Below are 25,665 nucleotides of genomic sequence, written 5' to 3' on the forward strand. Positions count from 1 at the left end.
TTGCTCCGTCGCCGGTTACCGGAAGGAGGGTTTGCCGAAATCGGATAGTGAATGCACCGAGGAACCCTGTGGGGGGCTTGCCAGCTCCCACAGGGTTGGATGTCAACCTTCAGACCTTGAACTGCGCCACCATCGCGTTCAGCTCCACCGCCAGCCGCGACAGGTCCTGTGCTGCGGCGCTGGTCTGGTTGGCCCCGGCCGAGGTTTGCATCGACAGGTCGCGGATATTGACCAGGTTGCGGTCCACTTCCCGGGCCACCTGGGCCTGTTCCTCTGACGCGCTGGCGATCACCAGGTTGCGCTGGTTGATCGAGGCGATGGCCTCGGCGATCAGTTCCAGCGCCTCGCCGGCGGCCTGGGCGATGTCCAGGGTGCCACTGGCTCGTCCCTGGCTGCTGCGCATGGCACCGACCGCACGTTCGGTGCCGCTTTGGATGTCGGCGATCATCTGTTCGATCTCGCCGGTGGACTCCTGGGTGCGGTGCGCCAACGCCCGTACCTCATCCGCGACCACGGCGAAGCCGCGGCCTGCTTCGCCGGCGCGGGCAGCCTCGATGGCGGCGTTGAGGGCGAGCAGATTGGTTTGCCCGGCAATGGAACCGATCACATCCAGCACCCGGCTGATTTCATTGGCGCTGGCCGCCAGTTGTTCGATGTCGCCCGCCGTGCTGGTCACTTCGCTGACCAGTGCGCGGATCGACTGCAAGGCCTGGTTGACCTGGTCGCGCCCGTCGCGGGTGGTCTGGTCGGCGCCCTTGGACGCATCGGCGGTGCTCACCGCATTGTTGGCCACTTCCTCCACGGCGGCGGTCATCTGGTTGACCGCAGTGGCGGCCTGTTCGATTTCCGCGCTCTGTTGATGCAGGCCACGGCTGGTGTCCTCGGTAACCGAATGCAGCTCTTCCGAGGCCGACGCGAGTTGGTCGGATGAGGCGCTGATGCGTGCCAGGGTCGAGCGCAGGCTGGTTTGCATGCGGCCCAGGGCACCCAGCAGCAGCGCCGGCTCGTCCTTGCCCACGACCTGGATGTCCTTGGTCAGGTCGCCGGTCGCGACCCGTTCGGCCACGGCCACGGCGTCGGCCAATGGCACGACGATGCTGCGCGTCAGCAAGGTGGCAATCGCCGCCAGGGCCAGCATGATCACCACCAGGACCAGGGTGATCAGCAGGAAGGATTCCTCGGCGGCATCGGCGCTGCGTTGTGCTGCCTGATCGGCGCCGTCGACGTTGTATTTGACCAGTTCGCGCAGGCTGCCTTGCATGGCGTCGGTGGCGTCGGCCAAGGGGCCGTTGATCAACTGCCGGGCATTGTCCATGCGGTTGTTGATCACCGCATCGGTGACACTGGCCTGGATGCCGTTGTAGCGCTCGCGGGCGCTCATGAAGGTATCGAACAGCGTGCGATCCCTGGCTTCGAAAATGGTCTTTTCATAGTCGTCCAGCGGCTTTTGCAAGGCCTGGTTGAGCTGCTCGGCGCGCTGGAGGGTTGCCGCGCGGATCTCGGGCTGGTCTTCGAGCAGGCTGCGCATGGTGATGGCGCGGATACGGTTCAGGTCGGTGCCGACCTGGCCCATGGCGACCACCGAGGGCAGCCAGGTTTCGCGGATCTCCGAAGAGGCCTTGTCCATCTGCCGGGTCTCGTACAACGACACCAGGCCGAGGGCCAGAACCAACAGGCCGAGCAGGGTGAACATGCTGGCGGCCCGTTTGCCGATTTTCATTTGCCTGAACTGCATGGGTACTCCTTGGGAAAAAGCTGGCAGTCACCGGGCGACCGCCCGGTCACGCAGCGTCGGACCTTGTCGTGACGGACCGATGCGCTGGCGCCTTTCTTCGATGATGTCAGTTAGACATCGTTCCCCAAGGTTACCCCTTATTGATGAATGAATGTTTCAAATGAGTGATTCGATTCAGCCCCTTACGCCAGGGCCCTAGCGCTATTCCCTAGGGCACGGCGTGGACACTCAGGCCAGGCGCTCGAAGCGGTAGGGCGCCGGATCGATGATCGGGGTATTCCCGGACACCAGGTCGGCCGCCAGATGGCCCGCAGCGGGCGAAGTACCGAAACCATGGCCTGAGAAACCGGTGGCCAGGGTCAGGCCGGGAATGGCCGTGACCGGGCTGATCACCGGATTCGAATCCGGGGTGACATCGATGGTACCGGCCCAGCTCTGGGCGACCCGCGCCTGTTCGAACACCGGCCAGGCGGCGCGCAGGTTGCGCAGGGCATCGCCATTGAGCGTTTCATTGGCCGCTGGATCCTGCACCCGGACCTGTTCGAAAGGGCTGACCTCGCCAGCTTTCCAGCGTCGGGCCACCTTCAGGTCATCGAGGAAATACTTGCCCAGGGAAATCTTCAGGAAATCCCGCTGGGCCTTGAGCTGTGGCAGGTAGCGCCGGCCCAGCAGCAGGTGGTCGAGGGTGAGGAAGGCGTCCAGCTTGCCGCGTTGGGTGATGATGAACCCGCCGTCCTTGTGCTTGCGGAAGGAGAAGTCCGGGGCGCCGACGGCGATCCCGGTGGGGCCTTCCATGGGTTCGGTACGCAGCACCGAGCAGGTCAACGGCAAGGTCGGCAGGTCTACCCCGTGGTTGCCGAGAAAACGCCGCGACCACAGGCCACCGGCCAGCAAAACCTGGTCGCAACGGATTTCGCCGCGCTCGGTCAGCACACCACTGACCCTGCCGGCCGAGGTGACCAGGCTGCGCACCGCACAGTGCTCGACGATGACCGCGCCCTTGGCCATCGCCGCCCTGGCGATGGCGCTGGAGGCCAGCGTCGGCTCGGCGCGGGCGTCGGACGCGGTGAAGATCCCGCCGGCCCAGTTACCCTTGCCGCCAGGCACCATCTCGGCGATTTCCCGACTGCCGAGCAGGCGGCTGTCGAGATCCAGGTGCTCGACGGTCTTCAGCCAGTTGGCATGCATGGCCATCTGCGCCTCGTTGCGCGCGATGAACATGATGCCGGCCTGGCGGTAGCCGACGTCGGCACCGACCCGTTCCGGCATCCGTGCCCACAGGCGGTCTGCGGCCAGGGCCAGCGGAATGTCATCGGCATGGCGGCTGGTCTTGCGCACCCAGCCGAGGTTGCGCGACGACTGCTCGCCGGCGATCCGGCCTTTTTCCACGACCACAACCGGGATCCCGCGCTCGGCGAGGGTCAGGGCGGCGGTCAGGCCGATAATGCCGGCACCGATGATCACCACGCCGGTGGCGGCGGGCAGTTGCTGGCTGGTTTGTACGGGGTCGATGCTGGGCGACATGGGCGAGGCTCTATAAAGGACGTTACTGGCCGAGATTGATCTGCACGACTTCGGCTTGCGAGGCGCCGCGATAGGCGGTGACCTCCAGCTCCACCTTGTAGACCGTGGAGCCCAGCGGTGGGCAGGTTGCGGTGCAGGCCGGGTCGATACCGCGGAACCGGGTACCGATGTAGTCCATGACCCTGGGCACGTCGGCCGGGTCCTGGATGAACACGCGCGAGCAGACCACGTCGGCAAGGGTCGCATCGACCGCGGCCAGGGCCCGCTCGATATTGTCGAAGACCTGTTCGGCCTGCTCGATCACGTCTTCCGGAATCAGCTTGGTGTCCGGGTTGCGCCCGGCGGTATTGGACACATGGATCCAGTTATCGACGGCAACCAGCCGCGAGTAGCTGGCCTTTTCCTCGAAGATGGAGCCGCTTTTGACTTTGATGATGCGGGTCATGGGGAAATCCTCGTTATCAGGGAAGGGGGATCAGCGCAGGACCGGCTCGTCCCACAGGTTGAGCTTCACGCCAATGCCAAGCTCCATGGCCTTGCGGTACACCACGGTGCCCCAGGCCAGGTCCTCGACCGGCATGCCGCCCACCGACATCAGGATGATTTCCTCGTCATTCAGGCGGCCCGGGGCGTCGCCGACGACGATCTTGCCGATGTCTTCCACCTGCCCGGCCTGCAGCGAGCCCTCGGCGATCATGTCCATGAAGCGCACGCCCACCAGCGGCACATGGTTGTGTGCAGGCTTGGGCAGTTCCTCGAACCAGGCCTCGTACAGGCCGGTGTTGTCCACCACCTTGCGGATGTCGTCCCGCTCCATGCCGGCATCGATGCTGCACGGCGCCGGCATGGCCAGGAAAGCGCCGGGCTTGACCCACTCGCGGCGGACCAGCGGGTACGTGCTCGGGTCGCCGACTTCGCCGGTGCTGCAGTAGGTGACCAGGTCGGAATCGCGCACCACCTCTTCCAGGCTGTCGACGATGCGAATGCTGGTGATCTGCGGGTAGGTCTGCTCGACCCAGGTAATGAAGCTGTCGAGGCTGCGCTGGCCGCGGCCCTTGATCTTGATGGTGTCCACCTGCGGGCAGGCGGCCATGAACGCGGCGACGGTGGTCTTGCCCATCACGCCGGGGCCGAGCAGGCCGATGACCCTGGAATCCTTGCGCGCCAGGTGGCGTGCGCCGACGCCCGGGATCGCCCCGGTGCGGTAGGCCGAGAGCAGGTTGGCCGACATGTAGGCCAGGGGCGCGCCGCTGTCGGCATCGTTGAGGGTGAACATCAGGATCGAACGGGGCAGGCCTTTTTCGCGGTTGGCGATGTTCGAGCCATACCATTTGCAGCCGGAGGTGCGGAAATTGCCGCCGAGGTAGGCGGGCATGGCCATCATGCGCCGGTCGGCGGTGGGCTTGGGCATGGCCGGGAAGGGCGAATGCTCCGGGAAGGTGATCATCGCCCCGTGGGAATCGTTGTTCGGCCCGGCCATACGGTAATCGCCCCGGTACAGCAGCCCGAACATTTCCTCCATGGTGTCGACGCAGGCCGGCATATCGGTAACGCCGGCGCGGATCATGTCCTGCTCGGAAAGGTAGATGAAGTCGATTTTCGTAGTCATGGCACGATCTCGTGTACGGCGGGTGTTGTTCTGGTTGTCGGCGAGGACAGGTGAAGGGCTCTGCGCCGCCGGTCTGGCGTGCGGAGCAATGGAGGGAAGTGTTGCTAACGATCGGTAGGCAAGTCTTGAGCCTGCGTGTCAGCGGGTTTGACTGTGCGTGACATGGGGAGGTGGGGTGGGGCGGATGGCCTCATCGCTGCATGGGTATCTACACATCTTTTCTGAGCAGTGGCGGTGGCGAGGTGCCTGTCAGAGAACCGCGTCATGGCCACCAGATGCATGCCGGTAGATCTTCAGCGCCCTCTAGATCGAGCGCCGCCCGCGCGGCGCATCGCGGGTGAACCCGCTCCCACATTTGTTGCAACGTGCCTATGCCTGTCAGGCTATGGTTGACCGCCTTGTTCGTACGACGCGATATCGCGCCGAGCCCAACAGCTTCCCCACGATAGATCGCCGGACATCCAAAGGCGAACAACGGAGATCTGACAGGCCATGGCACGTTGCAACAAATGTGGGAGCGGGTTCACCCGCGATGCGCCGCGTGGGCGGCGCTCGATCTCAAGGGCGCCAAAAAAGTCATGACAAGCACCTGTCAGCCCTGATGCGATCTACTGACAGGCCCTCTCACCTCAAAAGATATGTAGATACCCATGCTCATCGCTGGCAAGCCACCTCCCAGAACCTTTGGGAGCTGGCTTGCCAGCGATGAGGTCCTGAAAGCCAATGCACAACCTCCAGTGCTACTCTGCCCACCAAGCCACCCCTGGAGCCCAAATGTCCCAATCCTGGCAAGGCGAGCTCTGGCTGGCCACCGACTACTGCCTGATCGCCGGCAGCGCAGGCGAGACCGGCGTCCACGCCCACTACCCGCACCAACTGCTGATCGCCAGCAGTTGCGAAGTCGAGGCCCTGATCGACGGTGTCCCTGCGCGCGGCCCGGTGCTGTCCATCACATCGGGCCAGCCCCATGCAATCATTGCGACCGGCCAGCCAACCCTGACCCTTTACGCCGAGCCACTGGCCTTCGACCTGCCCGGATTGCGTCAGCTCTGTAGGCAAACCGGGCCGGACGCCAAACGTCTGATCGCAGCACTAGCCACCTTGCCACGCCGCCCCTTGCAGCCGCGCCTGGCCAAGGCCCTGCTGCGTATCCGCCAACTTGATGCCGATGCGTTGCCAGCCGCCGAGATCGCCCGGGAAGCGGCGCTGTCCCTCAGCCAGCTGGAACGCCTGTTCACCGGCGAACTGGGTTTGTCGGTACGTCGCCTGGTGCTCTGGCAACGCCTGCGCTTCGCCCTGCAACTCGCGCTGTCGGGCTACAGCCTGACCGATGCCGGGGCTACCGCCGGTTTCGCCGACTCCGCCCATCTTTCCCGCAGCATTCGCCAGCACTTCGGTATTCGCGCTGATCGCAACCTGCGTCATTTAAAGCTCCGCGTAATCGGCTAGCGCATCGCGCAGGCCCGCTGGCAACACGGCCGGCGGATGGCTGGCCTGGGTGGCGCTGAACGGCTGACGCAACTGTGCAGCGTAGCCCGACGGGTAATCCGGCTGATCTCCGATGCCCAGGTCGTCGTCCGCCAGCTCATAGTCCGGCAGGTAGAGTGCCGTCCCCAGCAGCCGATCCCAGAACGCAAAGAACAGGGCGAAATTCACATCGCCATGATGGCCGTATTTCAGATGATGCAGGCGATGCAGCGGCGCCCAGGCGAATACATGACGCAACACGCCCAGGCGCATGTCCACGTTGCTGTGCTGCAACAGCAACTGGATGGCAATGCTGAACGCCAGCAATGCAGTGACGTCCTGGGGCATGCCGCAGAGCAGCAGGGGCAGGGTGCCGCCCAGGGCCTCCAGCAACTGGTGCAGCGGATGTTTCATCAGGCCATTGAAGCCATACATGCGGGTGACACTGTGATGCACCGCATGCAGCCGCCATAACAGCGCCGAACGATGGCTGGCGTAATGGACCAGGGTGATGCCGAGATCGGCGATCGGGATCGCCAACAGCAATTGCAGGCCCAGCGGCCAATGCGTGGGCCAGATGCCGAGACCGGGGAGCCAGGGAGCGATCAGCGGAATCGCCGCGATGCTGAGGACATTCAAGGATTCATTGACGCTGGCATGGAGCACGTCGCGCAGGCGGTCGCCATGGTCGCGGTTCCATCGGTCGCGGTAAGGCCAGCGCCATTCGCAGAAGGCGCTGATGCCGATCGCCACCAGCAGCAGCGGTAGCAGCCAGACGAAGCCGCCGCTCATGGTGACGATGATCACGGCGGCGCAGATGAACACGAAGAAAAACAGCGGGGCGTAGATAAAGCGCATTTCGCGGCTCCAGAGCAGTGGGAGCCGCGAGTGTTGTGCAGCGGTGCGCGTGGACGCTTGTAAAAACAGCGCATCTCGCCGGACGGGCTGCAGGACACGCAGGTACACCCCTTTGCGCGCTTCGGCACGACCAAAAACATCCTGACATCTGATAAGTCGTGATTATTTGATGTTTTATTTTAAAAATTAAGCTCTTCCAAATTGACTAATTCAGTATGTAAGTACACCATACGTACCACATTATGAAATCGCAGGAAATTGCAACATGGCGCGTGGTGGTATCAACAAGGCGGTAGTGCACAAGGCTCGTCAGGCGATCCTTGCCCGGGGTGAGCACCCGAGCATCGATGCGGTGCGCATTGAACTGGGAAATACCGGTTCGAAAACCACCATTCATCGGTACCTGAAGGAACTGGACATTCAGAAGCCGCCGGCCACCACCAGCGTGCCGGACCTGAGCGAGTCCATCAGCGCTCTGGTGCGCCAGCTGGCCGAGCAACTGAAAGAAGAAAGCGATGCGAAGATCGATGAGGCGCAGAAGTCTTTCGATGTGGAAACCACAGCGCTCAAGGCGCAGTTGCAGGAAAGCCAGCAGGCACTGGCTGCGGCGCAGCAGCAGTTGCAGATCCAGGGTGCGGCGCTGGCGGCCGAGTCCGCCGAACTGGCGACCACGCGCAGCACCTTGCAGAGCGAGCACACGCGCAATGCCACGCTGAGCCAGGCGGTGGGCGAGCTGAACGTGCGCCTGGCCGACAAGGACGAACAGATCGCTTCGTTGGAAGACAAGCATCAGCATGCGCGTGATGCCCTTGAACATTACCGAAGCGCCAGTCGCGAACAACGCGAGCAGGACCAGCGCCGCCACGAAGCCCAGGTGCAGCAGTTGCAGGTCGAGCTGCGTCAGTTGCAGCAGACCCTGATCGTCAAGCAGGACGAAACCACCCGACTCAACCGCGACAACGAACGCTTGCTGGTGGAGGCGCGCCATATCCAGCGCGAAGTCCAGCAGCTCAAGGACCAGTGCGAACAGCACGTGCTCGAAACCCGCACCCTGAGCGCCAACCTGGCCCAGTCCCAGGGAGCCCGGGACGAATTGCAGCGGCAGATGCAGGATCAGGCGGTGCAACTGGTACAGGTCGACGCCGAACGGCTGCAATTGGTCAGCCAGGTGAAGGACCTGCAAGCCGGCATCGAAGCACTGCGTGCGGCGCAGCAGCAATCGACCCAGGCATAACGGCTACAGGCGCTTGACCATGGCGCAACGCCCCGGCAGCCCGAGCGCGTGCTCATGCTGCAACTGCTGGCGAAGAAAGTCGCTGGCGTGATGTGCGTCCACGCGTTCGAAGCCCAACCGGGCATAGAAGGGCGCATTCCAGGGCACGTCGGCAAAGGTCGTCAGGGTCAAGGCCCGGAAGCCTGCGGCGGCGGCCTGGTCCTGGACGTGCATGATCAGCTCACGCCCCAAGCCTCGCCCCTGGCTGCTTCGGGCAACCGAGAGTTCCTCGATATGAAGCGCGTGCCCCTGCGCGCTCGCACACAGGAAACCCTCGGGGCGATCCTCATCATCCACCGCCACCCAGTGCAGGCCGTTGGCGATAAAGGCCAGGTGCTGCTCGACGCCAAGCACCTCATGCCTGGCCAGCCAGGCGAGGTGGGCGATCGCAGCGAACGACTGTGCCGCCGAGCGCTCTATGGCGGGAAGCACCACGGCATCGTCGGGACGGGCCGGGCGGATGGTCATCAACCGGCCTTGCGCAGGGTGAAGTTGATCCGGCGCGCCCCCAGCACCGGGTGAGCGCCGTCCTTCAGTGGCAGGATTCCATGGAAGCGCAGGCGGTCTTCGCCGCCCCAGACCAGCACGTCGCCATGCTGCAGGCCGACTTTCTGCGTGCGCTCGGCCCGTTCATGGCCGCCGAGCAGGAAGGTGGCGGGCAGGCCGAGGGATACCGAAACGATCGGCTGGCTGAAGTCCCGCTCGTTGCGGTCCTGGTGCAGGGTCAGGCGATTGCCTGGCAGGTAGCTGTTGATCAGGCACGCGTCCGGGATGAAATCGGCAAAGCCGGCTGCCTGCGCAGCGGCCCGGGCCAGGTCGCTGAATACGGGTGGCAGCGCCGGCCAGGGCTGGCCGCTGAGCGGGTCTACAGGGCTGTAGCGGTAGCCCCGCTGATCGCTGATCCAGCCCAGTTCGCCGCAGTTGGTTACGCGCACGGCGATGGTCCGGCCGCCGGGCGTGATCATGTTGCGAAAGGGGGCGGCGAGGACGATCTGGCGCAAGGCGGGCAGCAGTAGCTCGACCCGGTCAAGGGCGAAGCCTGGCAATAGGGCGACCTGCTGGCCGAGCCATTGCGGTGCGCTTGCTGGCGCTGGGGTGAAGAGGTCGATTTGCATGAGGGCATGTTACCCGGGTTCTTGTACCGATGCCGACTGCGGGCGGTGCTCCAGCAGAAAGTCCCCCAGCCGCTGCACTGCGGTTTCCCAGGCACTGCCTTGCGGCCACACCAGGTAATAGCCGTCCCCGGTCGCCACCGCCTGCTTGAACGGCAGCGCCAGGCGCCCGTCGCGTACATGCCGGCCAACGAGCGCCAGATCCCCGATCGATACGCCATGCCCGGCCATCGCCGCCCCCATGCCCTGGTCCAGGGTATCGAAGCAGATACCACGATCGAGTTGCACCTGTGCACCCAGGCCGGCGCCCTGCAGCCAGCGTTGCCAGTCACGTCGATCTGCCGAGGGATGCACCAGCGGCGACTCGCCCAGGTGCGCGGCGTCCCACGCCCGGTTCCCCAGCAGGGCGGGTGAACAGATGGGAATCAGCCACTCCTCGAACAGCAAGCGGCATTTCACCCGTTCGCCGAAATGCCCGTTTCCCAGCAATACCGCGCAGTCGTAGGGCTCGCTGGAAAAGTCCACGCTGTCCTGATCCATCCACACACTGGCGAGCTGCACACCGACCGGCTCCGGTTCCTGGCGAAAAAGCGCCAGGCAGTCCAGCAGCCAGTGCATGGTCAGGGTCGAGGGCGCTTTGAGGCGTAACTGCCGGCCACCCTCGCGAAACGGCTGACAAGCTTGCTCGATCAGGCCGAAGCCGGCCTTGAGCTGCCTGGCCAGGCGCTCCCCGACATCGGTAAGGCGCAGGCGCGGCCCATGGCGTTCGAACAGGCGGCAGCCGAGATGGCTTTCCAGGCTACGAATATGCCGACTGATTGCGCTCTGGGTCAGGGCCAGCTCGTCGGCGGCACGGGTAAAGGAGCAGGAGCGGGCCGCGACTTCGAAGGCGCGCAGGGCGTAGAGGGGAGGCAGGCGATCGGCCACTGAACAGAGTCCACTATGAGCTGGAGTCATAGTAGGCCTGCGCATTTTGCGTTTTTCAAGGAGCCGTCGGCTAACCAGAATGCCCGCGATCAAAGAATCCGGGAGATGACATGAACACCACCTTGCTGATTGCCTATCTGGGCACCATTGTCCTGTTGATCGCGACACCTGGGCCGGTCGTGCTGCTGGTCGTGGATGCGGCCAGTCGTAGCGGCACCGCCAGTGCAATCCGTACGGCGCTCGGCGCCAATGCGGCGTCGCTGGTGCTGGTGGCGGCGGCAGCGGGCGTGCTGGCCGGGGCCCTGGCGTTGAGCCCGCACCTGTTGCAGTGGGGCGCCCTGGCTGGGTGCCTGTTCATCGGCTGGCTGGGGTTCAGTGGCTTGCGCGATGGCGGGGAGGGAGAGACAAGCCCTGACCGGAAGGCCAATGGATGGTGGCAGGGTTTTCTGATCGGGATCTCCAACCCCAAGGACATCCTGTTCTTCGTTGCCCTGTTTCCCCAGTTCATCCCGGTGACCGGCTCGTTCGGCACCAGCGTCGGCCTTCTGGCCTTGCTGTGGCTGCTTGTCGACCTGGGGATACTGGCCCTGTACATCGGCCTGATGCGTCACGCCCTGGCGCAACGCTACAGGGCGTGGGTGTCGCGCTTGTCAGCGTGGATGCTGTTGCTGCTGGCGGCGCTGGGGGTGATCTACTGGTGTAGTGTGCTGCTGGGCTGAGTCAGCGGGTCAGCGCGTGGTCGCCCAGCCGGGCTTGCTGCAGCAGCAGGTTCAGTTGCGCGACCTGTTCCTGGAGGGCGTCACGCTCCTGCTTCAGGCGCTGCAGTTCGTCACGGCGGATCGAGACGTAGAGCGTCTGGGGCGGGGCTGCCGAGATCAGGGTTTGCATAGGGCACCTCACTAATGGCTTGTCACACAACTGAAGCGTAGACGCTTGACGGGGCGGGATTCTGAATTCTTTTTTTCGCCAAGGGAACTTTTTTATTGGCCGCTGTCTCGCCGTTCGTCGTGAAACCATCGCTGCCCATGCTGGACTAACCTTGAGGACTTCTTCCTCGGACTGGAGCATCGGCACATGCAACTGGGAATCGTGGGACTGGGCCGCATGGGCGGCAACATTGCAAGGCGGCTGATGCGCAACGGTCACCAGGTGGTGGTGAACGACCGCAACCCGGCGGCGATCGACGCGCTGGCGGTCGAGGGCGCACAGGGCGCGAATGATCTTCCAGCCCTGGTCGGCCATCTGGCCAGGCCCAGGGCGATCTGGGTGATGCTGCCCGCCGGCGAGCCGACCGAGCAGACCCTGGCGCAACTGGCCGACCTGCTGGACGCCGGCGACGTCCTGATCGATGGTGGCAACAGCTTCTACAAGGACGATATACGCCGCGCCAGCGATTTGAAAAAACGCCACCTGCACTACATCGACGTGGGCACCTCGGGTGGCGTGTGGGGCCTGGAGCGAGGCTATTGCATGATGATCGGCGGCGAGCAGGCAGTGGTCGAACGCCTCGATCCGCTGTTCGCCAGCCTGGCCCCGGGAATCGGCAGCATTCCTCGCACCCGCGGTCGCAGCGGCGAACCGGGTCGCGCCGAGCAGGGCTATATCCATGCCGGCCCGGCCGGTTCCGGGCACTTCGTCAAGATGATCCACAATGGCATCGAATACGGCCTGATGCAGGCCTACGCCGAAGGTTTCGACATTCTGCGGGGCAAGGCCAGCGAGGCATTGCCCCCAGACCAGCGCTACGAGCTGGACCTGGCGCAGATCGCCGAGGTCTGGCGGCGTGGCAGCGTGGTCACCTCATGGCTGCTGGACCTGACCGCCGACGCATTGGCGGCCGACCCGCACCTGGAGCACTACAGCGGCGCCGTGGCCGACAGTGGCGAGGGCCGCTGGACCATCGATGCAGCGGTCGAACAGGCGGTTCCGGTGCCGGTGCTGAGCAGTGCACTGTTTGCCCGTTTCCGCTCGCGCCAACAGCAGGGCACCTATGGCGACAAGCTGTTGTCAGCCATGCGCTTCGGTTTCGGCGGCCATGTCGAGCGTCCTGAATGAACCAGTACAACGTCGAAACCGCGCCACCCTGCACCCTGTTCCTGTTCGGCGCCAGCGGCGACCTGGTCAAGCGCCTGTTGATGCCGGCCTTGTACAACCTGAGTCGCGACGGCCTGCTGGACAACAACCTGCGCATCGTCGGGGTCGATCACAACCCGGCCAGCGCCAGCGAATTCGTCCAGCGCCTGGAGGGCTTCATGCGCGAGCGCGACAAGGGCTCCGGCGAAGGCGCGCAATGCTTCGACCCGAAGCGCTGGGCGCGCCTGGCCAAGCGCATCGACTACCTGACCGGGGATTTTCTCGAGGCGGCCACCTACCAGGCCATTGGCAAGCAGATCGGCAAGTCGCGCAACGGCAATGCGATCTTCTACCTGGCCACGGCGCCGCGGTTTTTTACCGATGTGGTGCAACGTCTCGGCGACGCCGGCTTGCTCAGCGAAACCGAGGGTTTTCGCCGGGTGGTGATCGAAAAGCCGTTCGGCTCCGACCTCGCCAGCGCCGAGATGCTCAACGCCAGCCTGCTGCGCGTGATGAGCGAAAAGCAGATCTACCGGATCGATCACTACCTGGGCAAGGAGACGGTGCAGAACATCCTGGTCAGCCGTTTTTCCAACGGTCTGTTCGAGGCATTCTGGAACAACCATTACATCGATCATGTACAGATCACGGCGGCGGAAACCGTCGGTGTCGAGGAGCGCGGCGCGTTCTACGACCACACCGGTGCCTTGCGCGACATGGTGCCCAATCACCTGTTCCAGTTGCTGGCGATGGTGGCCATGGAGCCGCCGGCCGCCTTCGGTGCCGACGCGGTGCGCAGCGAAAAGGCCAAGGTCATCGGCGCGATCCGTCCCTGGTCGAAGGCCATGGCCTTGAAGAACTCGGTCCGCGGCCAATACACCGAGGGCAAGCAAGGGCGCAGGAAGCTCAAGGGCTACAGGCAGGAGCCGAGGGTAGCGGCGGACAGCCAGACCGAAACCTACGTCGCGCTGAAAGTGATGATCGACAACTGGCGCTGGGTCGGCGTGCCGTTCTACCTGCGTACCGGCAAGCGCATGAGCGTGCGCGACACCGAGATCGCCATCTGTTTCAAGCCTGCACCGTATTCGCAATTTCGCGACAGCGATGCCGAACGGCCCAAGCCCAACTACCTGAAGATCCAGATCCAGCCCAACGAAGGCATGTGGTTCGACCTGCAAGCCAAGCGTCCCGGGCCGGCCCTGGAAATGGAAACCATCGCCCTGGGTTTCGCCTACAAGGACTTCTTCAGGATGCAGCCGGCCACCGGTTACGAAACCCTGATCTACGACTGCCTGACCGGCGACCAGACCCTGTTCCAGCGTGCCGACAATATCGAGAACGGCTGGCGCGCAGTGCTACCCTTCCTCGACGCCTGGAAAGACGCTGGCGAGGTGCACAGTTACGCTGCCGGAGAAGATGGCCCGGCGGCAGCGGACGATCTGCTGGCCAAGGACAAGCGCAGTTGGCATAGCCTGGGCTGAACGCACCGAGCCATTCCCTATGACCCCGAAAGCCCGTCCCAGACGGGCTTTCGCCGTTTCTTGACGTCATTTATTCGCCGCAATGGCAACTGGCTATATTCGTTCGGATGGGGCAATCTTGGGAAAAATCGGATCCAGTTCACATTTCAAGACATTTCCGACCAACTGCGTCTTTACTTTTTACACAAACCAATGAGGCGACCCATGAAGGGTGTTTCGGTAATGGACTCGTTGCGCATTAATCTGGCCCGCGAAGTCACTGACAAGGTCCCGGGCCGCCTGCCATTGTCCGCGCCATCGAAGGACAGCATCGCGCGGCATCGGATGCACCCCGGTATCCCGGGTCGTATCGCCACCGGACATCAAGGATGAACAGCCCGTATCCCCATTTCCCGACCACGACCCTGCACCGGCTGTTCCCGGGCGAGTGCCACGCCTGCCTGATGCTGGCGCGCGGGAAGCGGACAACACTCACCACAACCATGCCCGGCACGGGTCGCAGGCCAGTGGATCTGGTTCTGCTGCGGAACCGGGCACGCTACGAGCAAGCCGCGGTGGCTGCATGAACACCGCACGAGAGACGCCTATGGAAGAACCTACCTTCGATTTCGACAGAATGCTGTGCTTCACCCTGTACTCCACGGCCAATGCCATGGTTCGCGATTATGGCGAGCCGCTGCGCCGGCATGGCGTGACCTACCCGCAATTGCTGGTGCTGATCGGGCTGTGGGGCGAGGACGACATGTCCATCAGTTCCCTGAGTGCGGTGACCCTGTTCGACCTTGGCACCCTGACGCCGATCATCCGTCGCTTGAGCGACGCCGGCTTCATCACGGTCTACCTGGACCCAGGCGACCGCCGTCGACGCAAGGTACTGCTGACCGAAAAGGGCAGGGCGCTCAAGCTCGAAGCCGCGCAACTGCTCGATTGCATGAACGGCAAGCTTGGCCTGGAGCCCGGCAACATGCAGCAGATGCTCGACACCTGCCGACAGATCCGCTCACGATTGCGCTGAAGCGGCGTCGTCCAGGCAATCCGGCGTATTGAAGTTGGCCAGTCGGGGATCGTCCCCGGCACAGTCCAGTGCCAGCAAAGGCCCGCCGCGCAACACCCACGACAGACTGCGTTCGCCACTTTCCCAGGCGGCTGAAAGTGTGGGTGCAAGTGCGCGCGGGAGCAGGCTGAACATGGGTTGCCAGTGGCCGTTCTGGCGGACCATTACCGGCGTATACGCATCGGTTGCCAGCTTCAACAGCGACTCCAGCAAGGGCCGATCGACCTTCGGTGCATCACAGGCCAGCACCAGCAACCAGTCATGCCGTGCCACCGCGAGGCCCGCCAGGACACCGGCGAAGGGGCCGGGGAAATCGCCTTCGGCATCCTGCACCAGGGTATCGGCATAGGGGCGGTAGCGGTCGAGATTGCGGTTGCAGGAGATGATCAGGTCGTCGGTCAGCGGGCGCAGGGTACGGTGCAGATGGGCAACCAGCGGCTCGCCGCGCCACTCCAGCAACCCCTTGTCCCGCCCGCCCATGCGCTGGCCGCGGCCGCCGGCGAGGATGAGGATGGAGCAGGGAGGGAGAAGGGTCATGAGCGGGATTTCCTGCTGGACGAGGGTGGCACCATCCCATGGGCGGCAGGCAGGTTTCAACTGTGTCGTTCTTGAGGGCCTCATCGCTGGCAAGTCGGGGCGCCGAACCGCAGCTCCCACAGGTTCCGCGATGTACCTGTGGGAGGCCGGTACATCTTCAACAGTTCACTTCGCCCGCAGGCACCTCAGTCCCGGCTTTCTTCTTCTGATACCCCGTCACCCGCATTACCACGACGAAGAACACCGGTACGAACACCACCGCCAGGGTCGCGCTGAGCATGCCGCCGACCACGCCGGTGCCGATCGCCTGCTGGCTGGCCGAACTGGCTCCGGTCGCGAGGGCCAGCGGCACCACCCCGAGGATGAAGGCCAGCGAGGTCATCACGATCGGCCGCAAGCGCAGGCGTGCCGCCCGGACCGTCGCGTCCACCAGGTCATACCCTTCATCCACCAGGCTCTTGGCGAATTCGATGATCAGGATGGCGTTCTTCGCCGACAGACCGATCAGGGTGATCAGGCCGACCTTGAAAAACACGTCGTTGGGCAAGCCGCGCAGGGTCACGGCCAGCACCGCGCCGAGGATTCCCAGCGGTACCACCAGCAGCACCGAGGTCGGGATCGACCAGCTTTCATAGAGGGCCGCCAGGCAGAGGAACACCACCAGCAGCGACAGGGCCATCAACAATGGCGCCTGGCTACCCGACAAGCGTTCCTGCAAGGACAATCCGGTCCACTCCAGGCCGAAGCCCAGCGGCAGCCCGCCCACCAGTCGCTCGATCTCGGCCATGGCCTGGCCCGAACTGTAGCCTGGCGCCGGTTCGCCACTCACGGCAATCGCCGGATAGCCGTTGTAGCGGGTCAGTTGCACCGGCCCGGATACCCAGCTTGCCTTGGCGAAGGCTGCCAGCGGAACCATCTTGCCGCTGCTGTTGCGTACGTGGATCTGCAGCAGGTCCTCGACCTGGCTGCGGCTGTCGCCCTCGGCCTGAACCACCACCCGCTGCATGCGGCCCTGGTTGGGGAAGTCGTTGACGTAGCTGGAGCCCACGGCGGTATTCAGCACCGTGCCGATATCGGCGAAGGACACGCCCAGCGCATTGGCCTGCTTGCGGTCGATCTCCAGTTGCACCTGCGGGCTTTCCGCGAGGGCGCTCTCGCGCACGTTGACCAACACCGGGCTTTTTTCCGCAGCGGCCAGCAACTGATCGCGCGCCGCCATCAGCCGGGCATAGCCCAGGCCACCGCGGTCCTGCAGGCGAAACTCGAAACCGGTCGAGGTGCCCAGGCCGTCCACCGGCGGCGGCAGCACCGAGTAGGCGATGGCATTCTTGAACTGGCTGAAGGCGATGGTGGCGCGCTCGGCGATGGCCGCTGCAGCGTCATCGGCGGCCCGTTCCGACCAGTCCTTCAACGTGGTGAACACCAGCGCCGCATTCTGCCCGTTGCCGGAAAAGCTGAAACCGAGAATTACCGTGGTATCGCCCACTCCGGGTTCGGCAGCGTTGTGCTCCTCGATCTGCGCGGCCACCTGCTCGGTACGCTCGCGGCTGGCGCCTGGCGGCAACTGCACGTCGGTGATGGTGTAGCCCTGGTCCTCGGTCGGCAGGAACGACGACGGCAACTGGCCGAAGCTGAACACCAGCGCGGCGAACAGCAGGGCGTAGACCAGCAGGTAGCGGCCGCTACGGGCGATGGCCTGCACCACCCAGCGCTGGTAACCGTCGCTCATGGCCTCGAAACGCCGGTTGAACCAGCCATACAGGCCGCGGCGCGCATGCTGTTCGCCCTTGGCCACCGGCTCGAGCAAGGTGGCGCAGAGGGCCGGGGTCAGGCTGAGGGCGAGGAAGGCCGAGAACAGGATCGACACCGCCATGGACATGGAAAACTGCTGGTAGATCACGCCTACCGATCCGCTCATGAAGGCCATCGGCAGGAATACCGCCACCAGCACCACGGTAATGCCGACGATGGCACCGCTGATCTGCCCCATCGCCTTGCGCGTCGCCTCCTTCGGCGGCAGGCCTTCCTCCATCATGATTCGCTCGACGTTTTCCACCACCACGATGGCATCGTCCACCAGGATGCCGATGGCCAGGACCATGCCGAACAGGGTCAGCACGTTGATCGAGAACCCCAGGACGAGCATGGCGGCGAAGGTGCCCATCAATGCCACCGGCACCACCAGGGTCGGGATCAGGGTGTAGCGGATGTTCTGCAGGAACAGCAGCATCACCAGGAACACCAGGACCATGGCTTCACCCAGGGTGTGGATCACCTGGGTAATGGAGACCTTGACGAAGGGCGAGGTGTCGTAGGGTATGTCGTATTTCGCACCTGGCGGGAAGTAGCGCGACAGCTCGTCCATCTTCTCGCGCACCAAAGTCGCGGTCTGCATGGCGTTGGCTCCCGGCGCCAGTTGCACGCTGAACGCAGTGGCCGCCTTGCCGTTGAGGCGGGTGCCGAACTGGTATTCCTGGGCACCGATCTCGACCCGGGCGACATCGCCGACGGTCACGCTGGAGCCGTCCGGATTGGCGCGCAGGACGATGGCGGCGAACTCCTCGGGGTTCGACAACTGCCCCTTGACCAGCACGTTGGCGGTGATTTCCTGGCCTGGCCGACCGGGCAGGTCGCCGATGCTGCCCGGTGCCACCTGGGCGTTCTGCGCGGCAACGGCAGCGTTGACGTCCTCGGGCGTAAGATTGAAGGCGATCAGCTTGCGCGGGTCGATCCAGATGCGCATGGCCCGCTCGGAGCCATACAGTTGCGCCTTGCCTACGCCAGGCAGGCGGCGGATCTCGTTCATCACGTTGCGCGCGAGAAAGTCGCTCAGGGCCGTCTCGTCGAGCCGTGCATCCTCTGAACTGAGGGTCACCAGCAGGAGAAAACCGGTGGACACCTTTTCCACCTGCAGGCCTTGTTGGGTCACGGCCCGGGGCAGGCGCGACTCGACGATCTTCAGGCGGTTCTGCACATCCACCTGGGCCAGCTCCGGGTTGGTCCCGGGCTCGAAGGTGGCGGTGATGGTAGCGCTGCCCAGGCTGCTCTGGGACTGGAAATACAGCAGGTGATCGGCGCCGTTGAGCTCCTGCTCGATCAGGCTGACCACGCTGTCGTCCATGGTTTGTGCCGATGCGCCGGGATACACCGCATAGATTTCCACCTGCGGCGGCGCGACGTTGGGGTACTGGGCCACTGGCAGTTTGGGCAGGGCCAGGGCGCCGGCGAGGAGGATGAACAGGGCGACCACCCAGGCGAATACCGGGCGTTCGATGAAAAACCGTGGCATGGATCAGGCCCTCACTGGCCGGAATTCTGGACGATGGGCTGGTGGGCGGAAGCGGCGGGGGTGACTTGCACCTGGTCACCGGCCTTGACGTGCTGCAGGCCTTCGGTGACCACCCGTTCGCCCGGGCTCAGGCCGTCACTGACGATCCAGCGATTGTTCTGCGCAGCGCCCAAAACCACCGCACGCTCGACGATGCGGTGTTCGTCGTCGACCACCAGCACGCGTGGCTGGCCGGCGCTGTCGCGCAGGATCGCCTGTTGCGGCACGCTGATGCCCTGGGGCTGCACGGCCTGCTCGACGCGCACGCGGACAAAGCTGCCCGGCAGCAGGTCGAGATCGGGGTTGGGGAACTCGCTGCGCAAGGTGATCTGACCCGTCCCCGGGTCCACGGCGATATCCGAGAACAGCAGTTTGCCGGGGAGCGGGTAGGGCGTGCCGTCGTCCTGGATCAGGGTGACCTTGGCCTCCTCCTGGCCGACCTGCTGCAATTGGCCGGCCCGCAACGAACGGCGCAGAGCGTTGATTTCGCGGGTCGACTGGGTGACGTCGGCATGGATCGGGTCGAGTTGCTGGATGGTCGCCAGCGCGGTGCTTTCGTTCTGGCCCACCAGCGCGCCCTCGGTTACCAGCGCGCGACCAATGCGGCCGGAGATCGGTGCGGTGACCGTCGCATAACCTAGATTGAGCCTGGCCCGTTCCACTGCGGCCTTGGCCGCGGCCACGTCGGCCTCCGCCTGCATCGCTGCGGCGCGGGCGTTGTCGCGGTCCTGGCGGCTGATCGCATCGATGGCAATCAGCTCCGCGTAGCGCTGGTCCTGCAACCTGGCCTGGTAGCGATTGGCCTCGGCCCTGGCCAGGGTCGCGCGGGCGCTGTCGTAGTCGGCCTGGAAGGGGGCCGGGTCGATACGGAACAGCACATCGCCCTGCTTCACATCGCTGCCTTCACGGTACTCGCGCTTGAGCACCACACCGGCCACCCGCGCCCGCACCTCGGCAATGCGCGGCGCCTGGATACGACCGGACAGTTCGCTGCTGATGGCCAGCGCCTGAACCTGCACGGTTTCCACCGAAACGTTGGGGGCGGGCATCTGCGCGTCTTCGGCGGCCTGTTCGGCGCCACAGGCAGCAAGCAGGAGAAAGGCACCAGCCAAGGGAAAAAGGCGCAGACGGGCGGGGCTTGAAGGAAACATAGGGATCTTCCATAAATGACCGTCGCATGGTACGCAGGCACGCGGCCCCGGGCTGTGAAGCTCTGTAGAACGTCTGTTAAAAAGTGTGAAGAAATAACTTCTTACCTTTGCCGCTTCTATATCCTGCCGACTTTCCACGCCCACCGAACAATCCGAACCATGCCCACTATCCTACTGGTCGAAGACGACTGCGCCCTGTCCGAACTGATCGCCAGCTACCTGCAACGCAATGCGTTCACCGTGAGCGTCATCGCCCGCGGTGACCTGGTGCTGGAGCAGGTGCGCCGGGACAAGCCCGACCTGGTGATTCTCGACCTGATGCTCCCGGGCCTCGATGGCCTGCAGGTCTGCAGGCTGTTGCGCGGCGAGTCGCAGACCTTGCCGATCCTCATGCTGACCGCCCGCGACGACAGCCACGACCAGGTCCTGGGCCTGGAGATGGGCGCCGACGACTACGTGACCAAGCCCTGCGAACCGCGGGTGCTATTGGCCCGGGTGCGTACCCTGCTGCGCCGCAGCAGCATTGCCGAGCCTCATCTGGAAAGCGATCGCATCCTGGTCGGCGCCTTGTGCATCGACCTGGCCGAACGCACCGTGACCTGGCGCGGCCTGCCGGTGGAGCTGTCCAGTGGCGAGTTCAATCTGCTGGTGGTGCTGGCCCGCAATGCTGGAACGGTGCTCAGCCGCGACCACATCCTCCAGCACCTGCGAGGGATCGAGTTCAACGGTACCGACCGTTCGGTGGACGTGGCGATCTCCAAGCTGCGGCGCAAGTTCGATGACAACGCCGGCGAAGCGCGCAAGATCAAGACGGTGTGGGGCAAGGGGTACCTGTTCAGCCGTGTGGAATGGGAAGTCTGAGGCCCTGCCATGCTCAAGATCCTGATTCGCCTGTACCTGTTGACCATCGTTGCCTACGCCGGCGGCATTTTCCTGATCCCCGACGCCATCCTGCACCTGTTCAACGAGCGTTACGTCGCCTACAACCTCGACCAGGCCCGGGGCGTGCAGAGCTTGATCGTCAAGCAGTTTCGCCAGGTCCCGGAAAACCAATGGCCGCGGGTGGCGCAAGCGCTGGCGGCGGATTTCGCACCGCTGGCGATCGAACTGCGCACCCGCGAACAAATGGGCCTGAGCGAGGCGGAACGCGAGCGTCTCGATGCCGGCAACAACGTAGTGCGCCTGGGCGACTGGGGCTACTACGAGACCGCCATCGCCCCGCTTGGCGGCGAATGGCTGGTGGCCCTGCGCAATCCGCCGGACCCATTGGACATCAACCTGCTGTCCTGGGGCATCACTGTGCTGATCGGCGCCGCGCTGCTTGGCTGCCTGTTGCTCTGGCTATGGCCGCACTGGCGCGACCTGCAGCGGCTCAAGGCCACGGCGCAGTTGCTTGGCCAGGGCCAGCTCTCCGAACGCACGCTGATTTCGCCGCGCTCGAATATCGGCGCGTTGGCCGCAGTGTTCGACACCATGGCCCATGATCTTGAGCAATTGCTCACCCAGCAGCGCGAGCTGCTCAACGCAGTGTCCCACGAGTTGCGCACGCCGCTGACCCGCCTGGATTTCGGCCTGGTACTGCTGTACGACGAACTGCCGGCAGCCAGCCGCAAGCGCCTGATGCAACTGGTCGGGCACGTCCGCGAACTCGATGAGCTGGTGCTCGAACTGCTGTCCTATAGCCGCCTGCAAACGCCCGGGCAGAGCGTCGAGCGGGTGGAAGTGTCGCTGCTGGAGTTCGTCGACAGCGTGCTCGGCAGCTTTGCCGAAGAGCTGGACAGCCGGGATATCTGCTGGGAAGTGCGCGGCGGCGACCAGCGCTTCGCCCTCGACCCGCGGATGACTGCGCGGGCGGTGCAGAACCTGATCCGCAATGCCATGCGCTACTGCCACCGGCGCCTGTTGCTGGACCTGAGCCTGGACGGACAGGGCAACTGCCTGATCAGCGTGGAGGATGACGGCATCGGCATACCCGAGCAGGAACGCGAGCGAATCTTCCAGCCGTTCTATCGCCTGGATCGCAGCCGCGACCGGGCCACTGGCGGCTTTGGCCTGGGCCTGGCGATCAGCAGGCGGGTGATCGAGAGCCAGGGGGGGCTGTTGACGGTAGGGCAGTCCGCACTGGGCGGGGCGCGCTTCAGCATCTTCCTGCCAACGCGGTCAGTGTAGGCGCAGGTAAACCAGCTCCTACGCAATCGTCTCTGCTTGTCCTATCCACTCTGGGGTAGTCCCTCACCGCCTTTCAACGGAAGACGGTGGGAAATTTCCTCGTCTCGCTGGGATACGTCTGATGTAAGCCATTTCCCTTGATAGCAAATAATTCGCCCCGTCCGGCGCTCTCGCCGGGCGATCGGAAAATTTGCCACCCAACAAGGAAATTGGTCATGAAATACAGCGTTCTCGCACTCCCACTGGCATTGATGATGGCGGCTGGTACCGCCCTGGCCGCCGACCCGATCGAGAAACAGGTCACCGTGACCGCGAGCATCCCGACCGAAAGCTTCTACGTCGAGCCGGTAGGCGGCAACTGGATGAACGAGCCGCAGGACATGGCCTGGAACTCCTTCCAGCAAACCCTGCAACCGATTCGCAAGCAGCTCCAGGTACGCAGCACCACCGGACCGATCTCGGCCTACCTGACCAACCCGGCGACCATCACCAGTGGCGCCGACACCATCGGCCTGGACGTCAGCGTCGCCGGCAAGTCCCTGACCCTCACCTCCGCCGAGGTGATCAGCAAGGAACTGGCCGCGCCCGGCGCCATCGTCGGTTTCGAGGTAGCTGCCAAGGCTGCAGGTACCGGCGGCTATGTCCCGGGCAACTACCTGGGCGTGGTGAACATGATGTTCGAGACCACCGCCGAGTAAACCCGGGCCAGTCCCTCCCTTTCCGATCGTCCCCGGTCCGGCGCTCCCCATGTCGGGCCGGGGGTGATCGGTCATGCTTCCATCCGCGACGAGCAATCACACATGTCTCTTGCGACATCCATACGAATGGCGGTGGGCTGCTGCATGGCCGCCGTCTGGCTGACCGACGTCAGCGCCAGGGAAGAGACGGGGAATACCAGTCAGCTTGGCATCCTGCGACAGGCCGAAGGATTGCCGAAGGAATTCGACGAACACTTTTTCGATGTACCCCTTGCCGTGCGCATCGACCTTGACGGTCGCCTGCTCGGCGAAGCCATGGTGGTACTGAGCCGTGACGAACGGGTTCAACTGCTGGAATTCACCGAAACCCACGAAAGCCGCGAACCGGAAACCGTGCGCCAGCGCTGGGGCGAGGTACTGCAGGCCGGGCAGGCATTGGGCAATTGCATCAAGGCCTGCCCCCAGGACCTGGTGGCAGTGCACTACAGCCTGGTCAATTCGCAGCTGTCGATCCTGACCCGCAATGCCGAACGCGACCAGCAGGCGGCCTGGCACGTCTTGCCCGAACAGGGCAGCCAGGGCGTGATCCTGCGCAACCAGCTCAACCTCAGCCGCGACGGCCAGGAAACCGTCGGCCGCTACGCCCTGCGCGGGCAGGGCAGTGTCGGCAACTGGACCACGGTGGCCGAGGCCCAGGTCGACCGCAGCAACGAAGACCGGCCGCAAACCCGGCACCGGGTGGACGAACTGTTCGCCGAACGCGTGCACCAGGACAACTTCTTCCGGCTCGGCTATTTCACCCCCGGCGCCCAGGCCATGAGTCGCCAACCGCGCCTGCTCGGCAACAGTCCGGACACCACCCTGGGCCTGATGTACGGCAGCAGCGACAGCCTGGCGATCGACAACGGCAAGGCCAGCGCCACGCCCATCTATGTCACCCCCAACCGTCCCGGCATCGTCGAGATCTACCGCAATGGCCAGTTGATCAACAGCCAGCCTGTACAGCCCGGGTTGCAGGCCATCGATACGCGCGTGCTGCCGGGGGGCATCTACGAGGTGGAAGTGCGTCTGGTCGAGGATGGCCAGGTCACTTCGCGCAACGAGGAATTCATCTACAAGCCCAACAACTGGAGCAACAACGCCTCGCCCTGGCGCTACAACCTGTACCTGGGCAAGCAGAGCGAACTGCTCAGCAACTGGGACGACGAGGACTACGGCGGCCTGGCCGCCGGTGTCATCACCAACTACCTGCTGCACCCGCGCCTGGTGGCCGGGGCTTCGGCCCAGCGCATCGATGGACAGATGCAGTATGGCACCTCGCTGGACTGGGATGCGCTTGACCGCCTCAAGGTGTTCGGCAATGTGTTCCACACCGACCAGCGCGGCAATGGCTACGACCTGCAAGGTGTGTGGCACCACGCGTCGGGCAGCGTGGTCCTCAGCCACAACCGGTCCTGGCTCGAATACCCGCGACAGCGCCGCCTGGATAGCTATGAGAACAGCGAGGACTATGGGCGCGACCGCGACCAGACAGGCAGTCGCGAGCTGCGCCAGTCATCCCTGTCGGTCAGCCAGCGCGTCACCCGCAAAAGTACCGCGACCGTGCGCCTGAGCCACAGCGACGGAGGCTACGGCAACAGCGGCGTAGCCCTTGACCTAGGCTGGTCGCATCATGGCCAGGTGATGGGCTCGGATGCCAACTGGCGGGTGGCGCTGTTCGACCGCCCGGGCAACTCCAGCAGCGGCAACCAGCGCAACCGTGGCGTCAACTTCAGCCTGAGCATGAGCCTGGGCGGTCCCGGCCGGCGCATTTCCGGGAGTGTCGGCACCCGCACGTCGCGCGATGGCGGGCGTGACCTGAACACTTCGCTGACCTACCAGCAGGACATCGACGGCAGCACCTTGCGCAGCGTCGGCGGAACGCTCAACGGTGACCGCTACGGTGTCGGCCTGGCCGCCAATGCGCAGTTCGAGAACCGCGCGCTGCATGGCGACGCCTATGTGCAGAATTCCTCCTACAACAATCAAGTGAGCGGCGGCCTCAACCTGGAAAGCACCCTGGCCATCGGTGGCGGCAAGGCAGCCCTGAGTGGCCAATACCTGCCTTACGAGGCGGGGCTGATCGTCGACGTGGAATCGGACTACCCGGAGCTGAAGCTGCGGGTCGACGACCTGGACGGCCACACCAGCCTGCTGAGGCCGGGGCGCAACGTCATTCCGGTGAGTGCCTACAAGTCCGGCAGCGTGCAACTGGACTTCGAAGGCGAAGGCGCACCGACGGCGGTGATCCAGCCGTCCTCACTGAGCTATCACCTCAACCGTGGCGGTGTCGACTACCGCACGCTGCGGGTCATGCGCACGGTGACCGTGCTGGGCCGCCTGCTCGACCACCATGGCCAGCCGCTGCGCGGCGCCATGGTCATCAACCATGCCAGCCGCAGTGTCAGCGAAGCGGATGGCTTCTTCGCCGTTGAAATGAGCGAATCGACGCCAACCCTGGAAGTCCGCCAGGGCGGCCAGCGCCTGTGCCTGCTGCGCCTCGACACCGGCGCCCAGCGCCAGGACGACGTCGTGCTGGCTGGCGACCAGGTCTGCTCGCCCGACAGCCTCGCAGCGAATGCCCCACGCAACCCGGGAGGTGACGCTTGATGCCTTGCAAGCAATCCATC

General features: G+C 64.5%; 21 protein-coding genes and 1 pseudogene. 10 read left to right on the forward strand and 12 right to left on the reverse strand.

The window, feature by feature from the left end; all coding sequences use genetic code 11:
• Positions 1 to 109 precede the first annotated feature (109 nt).
• The 4 genes from ACKLLE_RS01060 to ACKLLE_RS01075 all read right to left on the reverse strand — a co-directional run bounded on the left by ACKLLE_RS01060 (position 110) and on the right by ACKLLE_RS01075 (position 4,868).
• On the reverse strand, positions 110 to 1,735 hold the full coding sequence (locus ACKLLE_RS01060; protein WP_064304535.1) for a methyl-accepting chemotaxis protein: 1,626 nt from the start codon (positions 1,733 to 1,735) through the stop codon (positions 110 to 112).
• 228 nt (positions 1,736 to 1,963) lie between these two features.
• Positions 1,964 to 3,259: an NAD(P)/FAD-dependent oxidoreductase gene (locus ACKLLE_RS01065; protein WP_420056470.1), complete on the reverse strand. Its 1,296-nt coding sequence runs from the start codon at positions 3,257 to 3,259 to the stop codon at positions 1,964 to 1,966.
• Positions 3,260 to 3,281: 22 nt separating this feature from the next.
• Positions 3,282 to 3,704, reverse strand: a complete 423-nt coding sequence (locus tag ACKLLE_RS01070; RefSeq protein ID WP_064304533.1) for a RidA family protein — start codon at positions 3,702 to 3,704, stop codon at positions 3,282 to 3,284.
• Positions 3,705 to 3,734: 30 nt separating this feature from the next.
• On the reverse strand, positions 3,735 to 4,868 hold the full coding sequence (locus ACKLLE_RS01075; RefSeq protein WP_420056471.1) for an ornithine cyclodeaminase family protein: 1,134 nt from the start codon (positions 4,866 to 4,868) through the stop codon (positions 3,735 to 3,737).
• Between the two features lie 774 nt (positions 4,869 to 5,642).
• Between ACKLLE_RS01075 and ACKLLE_RS01080 the strand changes: the two genes are divergently transcribed.
• A complete protein-coding gene (locus ACKLLE_RS01080; RefSeq protein WP_064304531.1) occupies positions 5,643 to 6,317 on the forward strand; it encodes a helix-turn-helix domain-containing protein in 675 nt (224 codons plus the stop codon).
• Here ACKLLE_RS01080 and ACKLLE_RS01085 read toward each other — a convergent pair.
• On the reverse strand, positions 6,294 to 7,193 hold the full coding sequence (locus ACKLLE_RS01085; RefSeq protein ID WP_420056472.1) for a sterol desaturase family protein: 900 nt from the start codon (positions 7,191 to 7,193) through the stop codon (positions 6,294 to 6,296). The genes ACKLLE_RS01080 and ACKLLE_RS01085 overlap by 24 nt on opposite strands.
• Positions 7,194 to 7,458: 265 nt before the next feature.
• Here ACKLLE_RS01085 and ACKLLE_RS01090 point away from each other — a divergent pair, with 265 nt between their 5' ends.
• Positions 7,459 to 8,427 carry a DNA-binding protein gene (locus tag ACKLLE_RS01090; protein ID WP_064304529.1) on the forward strand — a complete coding sequence of 323 codons (969 nt, stop codon included), beginning with the start codon at positions 7,459 to 7,461 and terminating at the stop codon, positions 8,425 to 8,427.
• Positions 8,428 to 8,430: 3 nt separating this feature from the next.
• Here ACKLLE_RS01090 and ACKLLE_RS01095 read toward each other — a convergent pair whose 3' ends face one another.
• From ACKLLE_RS01095 to ACKLLE_RS01105, 3 genes are read right to left on the reverse strand one after another with little or no spacing between them, the layout of a single operon-like run.
• The gene (locus tag ACKLLE_RS01095) at positions 8,431 to 8,934 is read right to left on the reverse strand and encodes a GNAT family N-acetyltransferase (RefSeq protein WP_420056473.1); all 504 of its coding nucleotides are present in this window, start codon (positions 8,932 to 8,934) and stop codon (positions 8,431 to 8,433) included.
• The gene (gene alkB, locus ACKLLE_RS01100; protein ID WP_420056474.1) at positions 8,934 to 9,581 is read right to left on the reverse strand and encodes a DNA oxidative demethylase AlkB; all 648 of its coding nucleotides are present in this window, start codon (positions 9,579 to 9,581) and stop codon (positions 8,934 to 8,936) included. Before alkB ends, ACKLLE_RS01095 begins: the two co-directional genes overlap by 1 nt.
• A gap of 9 nt (positions 9,582 to 9,590) precedes the next feature.
• Entirely contained in the window at positions 9,591 to 10,505 is a 915-nt protein-coding gene (locus tag ACKLLE_RS01105) for a LysR substrate-binding domain-containing protein (protein ID WP_420056475.1), read from the reverse strand.
• Positions 10,506 to 10,615: 110 nt separating this feature from the next.
• Between ACKLLE_RS01105 and ACKLLE_RS01110 the strand changes: the two genes are divergently transcribed.
• Complete coding sequence (locus ACKLLE_RS01110) at positions 10,616 to 11,224, forward strand: LysE family translocator (RefSeq protein WP_420056476.1); 609 nt, start codon at positions 10,616 to 10,618, stop codon at positions 11,222 to 11,224.
• Position 11,225: 1 nt separating this feature from the next.
• On the opposite strand, the gene ACKLLE_RS01115 is transcribed toward ACKLLE_RS01110, so the two are convergent.
• Positions 11,226 to 11,393: a DUF6026 family protein gene (locus tag ACKLLE_RS01115; protein ID WP_420056477.1), complete on the reverse strand. Its 168-nt coding sequence runs from the start codon at positions 11,391 to 11,393 to the stop codon at positions 11,226 to 11,228.
• Positions 11,394 to 11,555: 162 nt separating this feature from the next.
• On the opposite strand from ACKLLE_RS01115, the pseudogene gnd reads away from it, so the two are divergent.
• The 3 genes and pseudogenes from gnd to ACKLLE_RS01130 form a co-directional block, all read left to right on the forward strand.
• A pseudogene (gene gnd, locus ACKLLE_RS01120) lies at positions 11,556 to 12,560 on the forward strand (phosphogluconate dehydrogenase (NAD(+)-dependent, decarboxylating)); the annotation flags it as partial.
• Entirely contained in the window at positions 12,557 to 14,059 is a 1,503-nt protein-coding gene (gene zwf, locus ACKLLE_RS01125; RefSeq protein ID WP_420056478.1) for a glucose-6-phosphate dehydrogenase, read from the forward strand. The pseudogene gnd and the gene zwf, both read left to right, overlap by 4 nt.
• Before the next feature lie 586 nt (positions 14,060 to 14,645).
• Positions 14,646 to 15,074 carry a MarR family winged helix-turn-helix transcriptional regulator gene (locus tag ACKLLE_RS01130; RefSeq protein ID WP_009408122.1) on the forward strand — a complete coding sequence of 143 codons (429 nt, stop codon included), beginning with the start codon at positions 14,646 to 14,648 and terminating at the stop codon, positions 15,072 to 15,074.
• Here the strand turns inward: ACKLLE_RS01130 and mobA are convergent.
• The 3 genes from mobA to ACKLLE_RS01145 form a co-directional block, all read right to left on the reverse strand.
• The gene (gene mobA, locus ACKLLE_RS01135) at positions 15,060 to 15,650 is read right to left on the reverse strand and encodes a molybdenum cofactor guanylyltransferase MobA (protein WP_420056479.1); all 591 of its coding nucleotides are present in this window, start codon (positions 15,648 to 15,650) and stop codon (positions 15,060 to 15,062) included. The two genes, ACKLLE_RS01130 and mobA, sit on opposite strands and share 15 nt — an antisense overlap.
• Positions 15,651 to 15,807: 157 nt before the next feature.
• Positions 15,808 to 18,939, reverse strand: coding sequence for a multidrug efflux RND transporter permease subunit (locus ACKLLE_RS01140; RefSeq protein WP_420056480.1), 3,132 nt, complete (start codon positions 18,937 to 18,939; stop codon positions 15,808 to 15,810).
• 11 nt (positions 18,940 to 18,950) lie between these two features.
• Positions 18,951 to 20,129, reverse strand: coding sequence for an efflux RND transporter periplasmic adaptor subunit (locus ACKLLE_RS01145; RefSeq protein ID WP_420056481.1), 1,179 nt, complete (start codon positions 20,127 to 20,129; stop codon positions 18,951 to 18,953).
• 159 nt (positions 20,130 to 20,288) lie between these two features.
• Here ACKLLE_RS01145 and ACKLLE_RS01150 point away from each other — a divergent pair, with 159 nt between their 5' ends.
• The 4 genes from ACKLLE_RS01150 (at position 20,289) to ACKLLE_RS01165 (ending at position 25,645) form a co-directional block, all read left to right on the forward strand.
• Entirely contained in the window at positions 20,289 to 20,990 is a 702-nt protein-coding gene (locus ACKLLE_RS01150) for a response regulator (protein WP_009402221.1), read from the forward strand.
• A gap of 9 nt (positions 20,991 to 20,999) precedes the next feature.
• The gene (locus ACKLLE_RS01155; protein WP_420056482.1) at positions 21,000 to 22,298 is read left to right on the forward strand and encodes an ATP-binding protein; all 1,299 of its coding nucleotides are present in this window, start codon (positions 21,000 to 21,002) and stop codon (positions 22,296 to 22,298) included.
• A gap of 215 nt (positions 22,299 to 22,513) precedes the next feature.
• Positions 22,514 to 22,996, forward strand: coding sequence for a CS1 type fimbrial major subunit (locus ACKLLE_RS01160; protein WP_064304519.1), 483 nt, complete (start codon positions 22,514 to 22,516; stop codon positions 22,994 to 22,996).
• A 144-nt stretch (positions 22,997 to 23,140) separates the two neighbouring features.
• Complete coding sequence (locus tag ACKLLE_RS01165; protein WP_420056483.1) at positions 23,141 to 25,645, forward strand: TcfC E-set like domain-containing protein; 2,505 nt, start codon at positions 23,141 to 23,143, stop codon at positions 25,643 to 25,645.
• Positions 25,646 to 25,665 lie beyond the last annotated feature (20 nt).

Origin of the sequence: Pseudomonas bharatica (assembly GCF_048586865.1) — a bacterium.
In the GTDB taxonomy this organism is placed as follows: Bacteria; Pseudomonadota; Gammaproteobacteria; order Pseudomonadales; family Pseudomonadaceae; genus Aquipseudomonas; species Aquipseudomonas bharatica.

What these genes read in the sequence shown, in the direction of transcription:
- ACKLLE_RS01060 (WP_064304535.1), bottom strand. Translation starts at nt 1,735, where the DNA reads ATGCAGTTCAGGCAAATGAAAATCGGCAAACGGGCCGCCAGCATGTTC.
- ACKLLE_RS01065 (WP_420056470.1), bottom strand. Translation starts at nt 3,259, where the DNA reads ATGTCGCCCAGCATCGACCCCGTACAAACCAGCCAGCAACTGCCCGCC.
- ACKLLE_RS01070 (WP_064304533.1), bottom strand. Translation starts at nt 3,704, where the DNA reads ATGACCCGCATCATCAAAGTCAAAAGCGGCTCCATCTTCGAGGAAAAG.
- ACKLLE_RS01075 (WP_420056471.1), bottom strand. Translation starts at nt 4,868, where the DNA reads ATGACTACGAAAATCGACTTCATCTACCTTTCCGAGCAGGACATGATC.
- ACKLLE_RS01080 (WP_064304531.1), top strand. Translation starts at nt 5,643, where the DNA reads ATGTCCCAATCCTGGCAAGGCGAGCTCTGGCTGGCCACCGACTACTGC.
- ACKLLE_RS01085 (WP_420056472.1), bottom strand. Translation starts at nt 7,193, where the DNA reads ATGCGCTTTATCTACGCCCCGCTGTTTTTCTTCGTGTTCATCTGCGCC.
- ACKLLE_RS01090 (WP_064304529.1), top strand. Translation starts at nt 7,459, where the DNA reads ATGGCGCGTGGTGGTATCAACAAGGCGGTAGTGCACAAGGCTCGTCAG.
- ACKLLE_RS01095 (WP_420056473.1), bottom strand. Translation starts at nt 8,934, where the DNA reads ATGACCATCCGCCCGGCCCGTCCCGACGATGCCGTGGTGCTTCCCGCC.
- alkB (WP_420056474.1), bottom strand. Translation starts at nt 9,581, where the DNA reads ATGCAAATCGACCTCTTCACCCCAGCGCCAGCAAGCGCACCGCAATGG.
- ACKLLE_RS01110 (WP_420056476.1), top strand. Translation starts at nt 10,616, where the DNA reads ATGAACACCACCTTGCTGATTGCCTATCTGGGCACCATTGTCCTGTTG.
- ACKLLE_RS01115 (WP_420056477.1), bottom strand. Translation starts at nt 11,393, where the DNA reads ATGCAAACCCTGATCTCGGCAGCCCCGCCCCAGACGCTCTACGTCTCG.
- zwf (WP_420056478.1), top strand. Translation starts at nt 12,557, where the DNA reads ATGAACCAGTACAACGTCGAAACCGCGCCACCCTGCACCCTGTTCCTG.
- ACKLLE_RS01130 (WP_009408122.1), top strand. Translation starts at nt 14,646, where the DNA reads ATGGAAGAACCTACCTTCGATTTCGACAGAATGCTGTGCTTCACCCTG.
- mobA (WP_420056479.1), bottom strand. Translation starts at nt 15,650, where the DNA reads ATGACCCTTCTCCCTCCCTGCTCCATCCTCATCCTCGCCGGCGGCCGC.
- ACKLLE_RS01140 (WP_420056480.1), bottom strand. Translation starts at nt 18,939, where the DNA reads ATGCCACGGTTTTTCATCGAACGCCCGGTATTCGCCTGGGTGGTCGCC.
- ACKLLE_RS01145 (WP_420056481.1), bottom strand. Translation starts at nt 20,129, where the DNA reads ATGTTTCCTTCAAGCCCCGCCCGTCTGCGCCTTTTTCCCTTGGCTGGT.
- ACKLLE_RS01150 (WP_009402221.1), top strand. Translation starts at nt 20,289, where the DNA reads ATGCCCACTATCCTACTGGTCGAAGACGACTGCGCCCTGTCCGAACTG.
- ACKLLE_RS01155 (WP_420056482.1), top strand. Translation starts at nt 21,000, where the DNA reads ATGCTCAAGATCCTGATTCGCCTGTACCTGTTGACCATCGTTGCCTAC.
- ACKLLE_RS01160 (WP_064304519.1), top strand. Translation starts at nt 22,514, where the DNA reads ATGAAATACAGCGTTCTCGCACTCCCACTGGCATTGATGATGGCGGCT.
- ACKLLE_RS01165 (WP_420056483.1), top strand. Translation starts at nt 23,141, where the DNA reads ATGGCCGCCGTCTGGCTGACCGACGTCAGCGCCAGGGAAGAGACGGGG.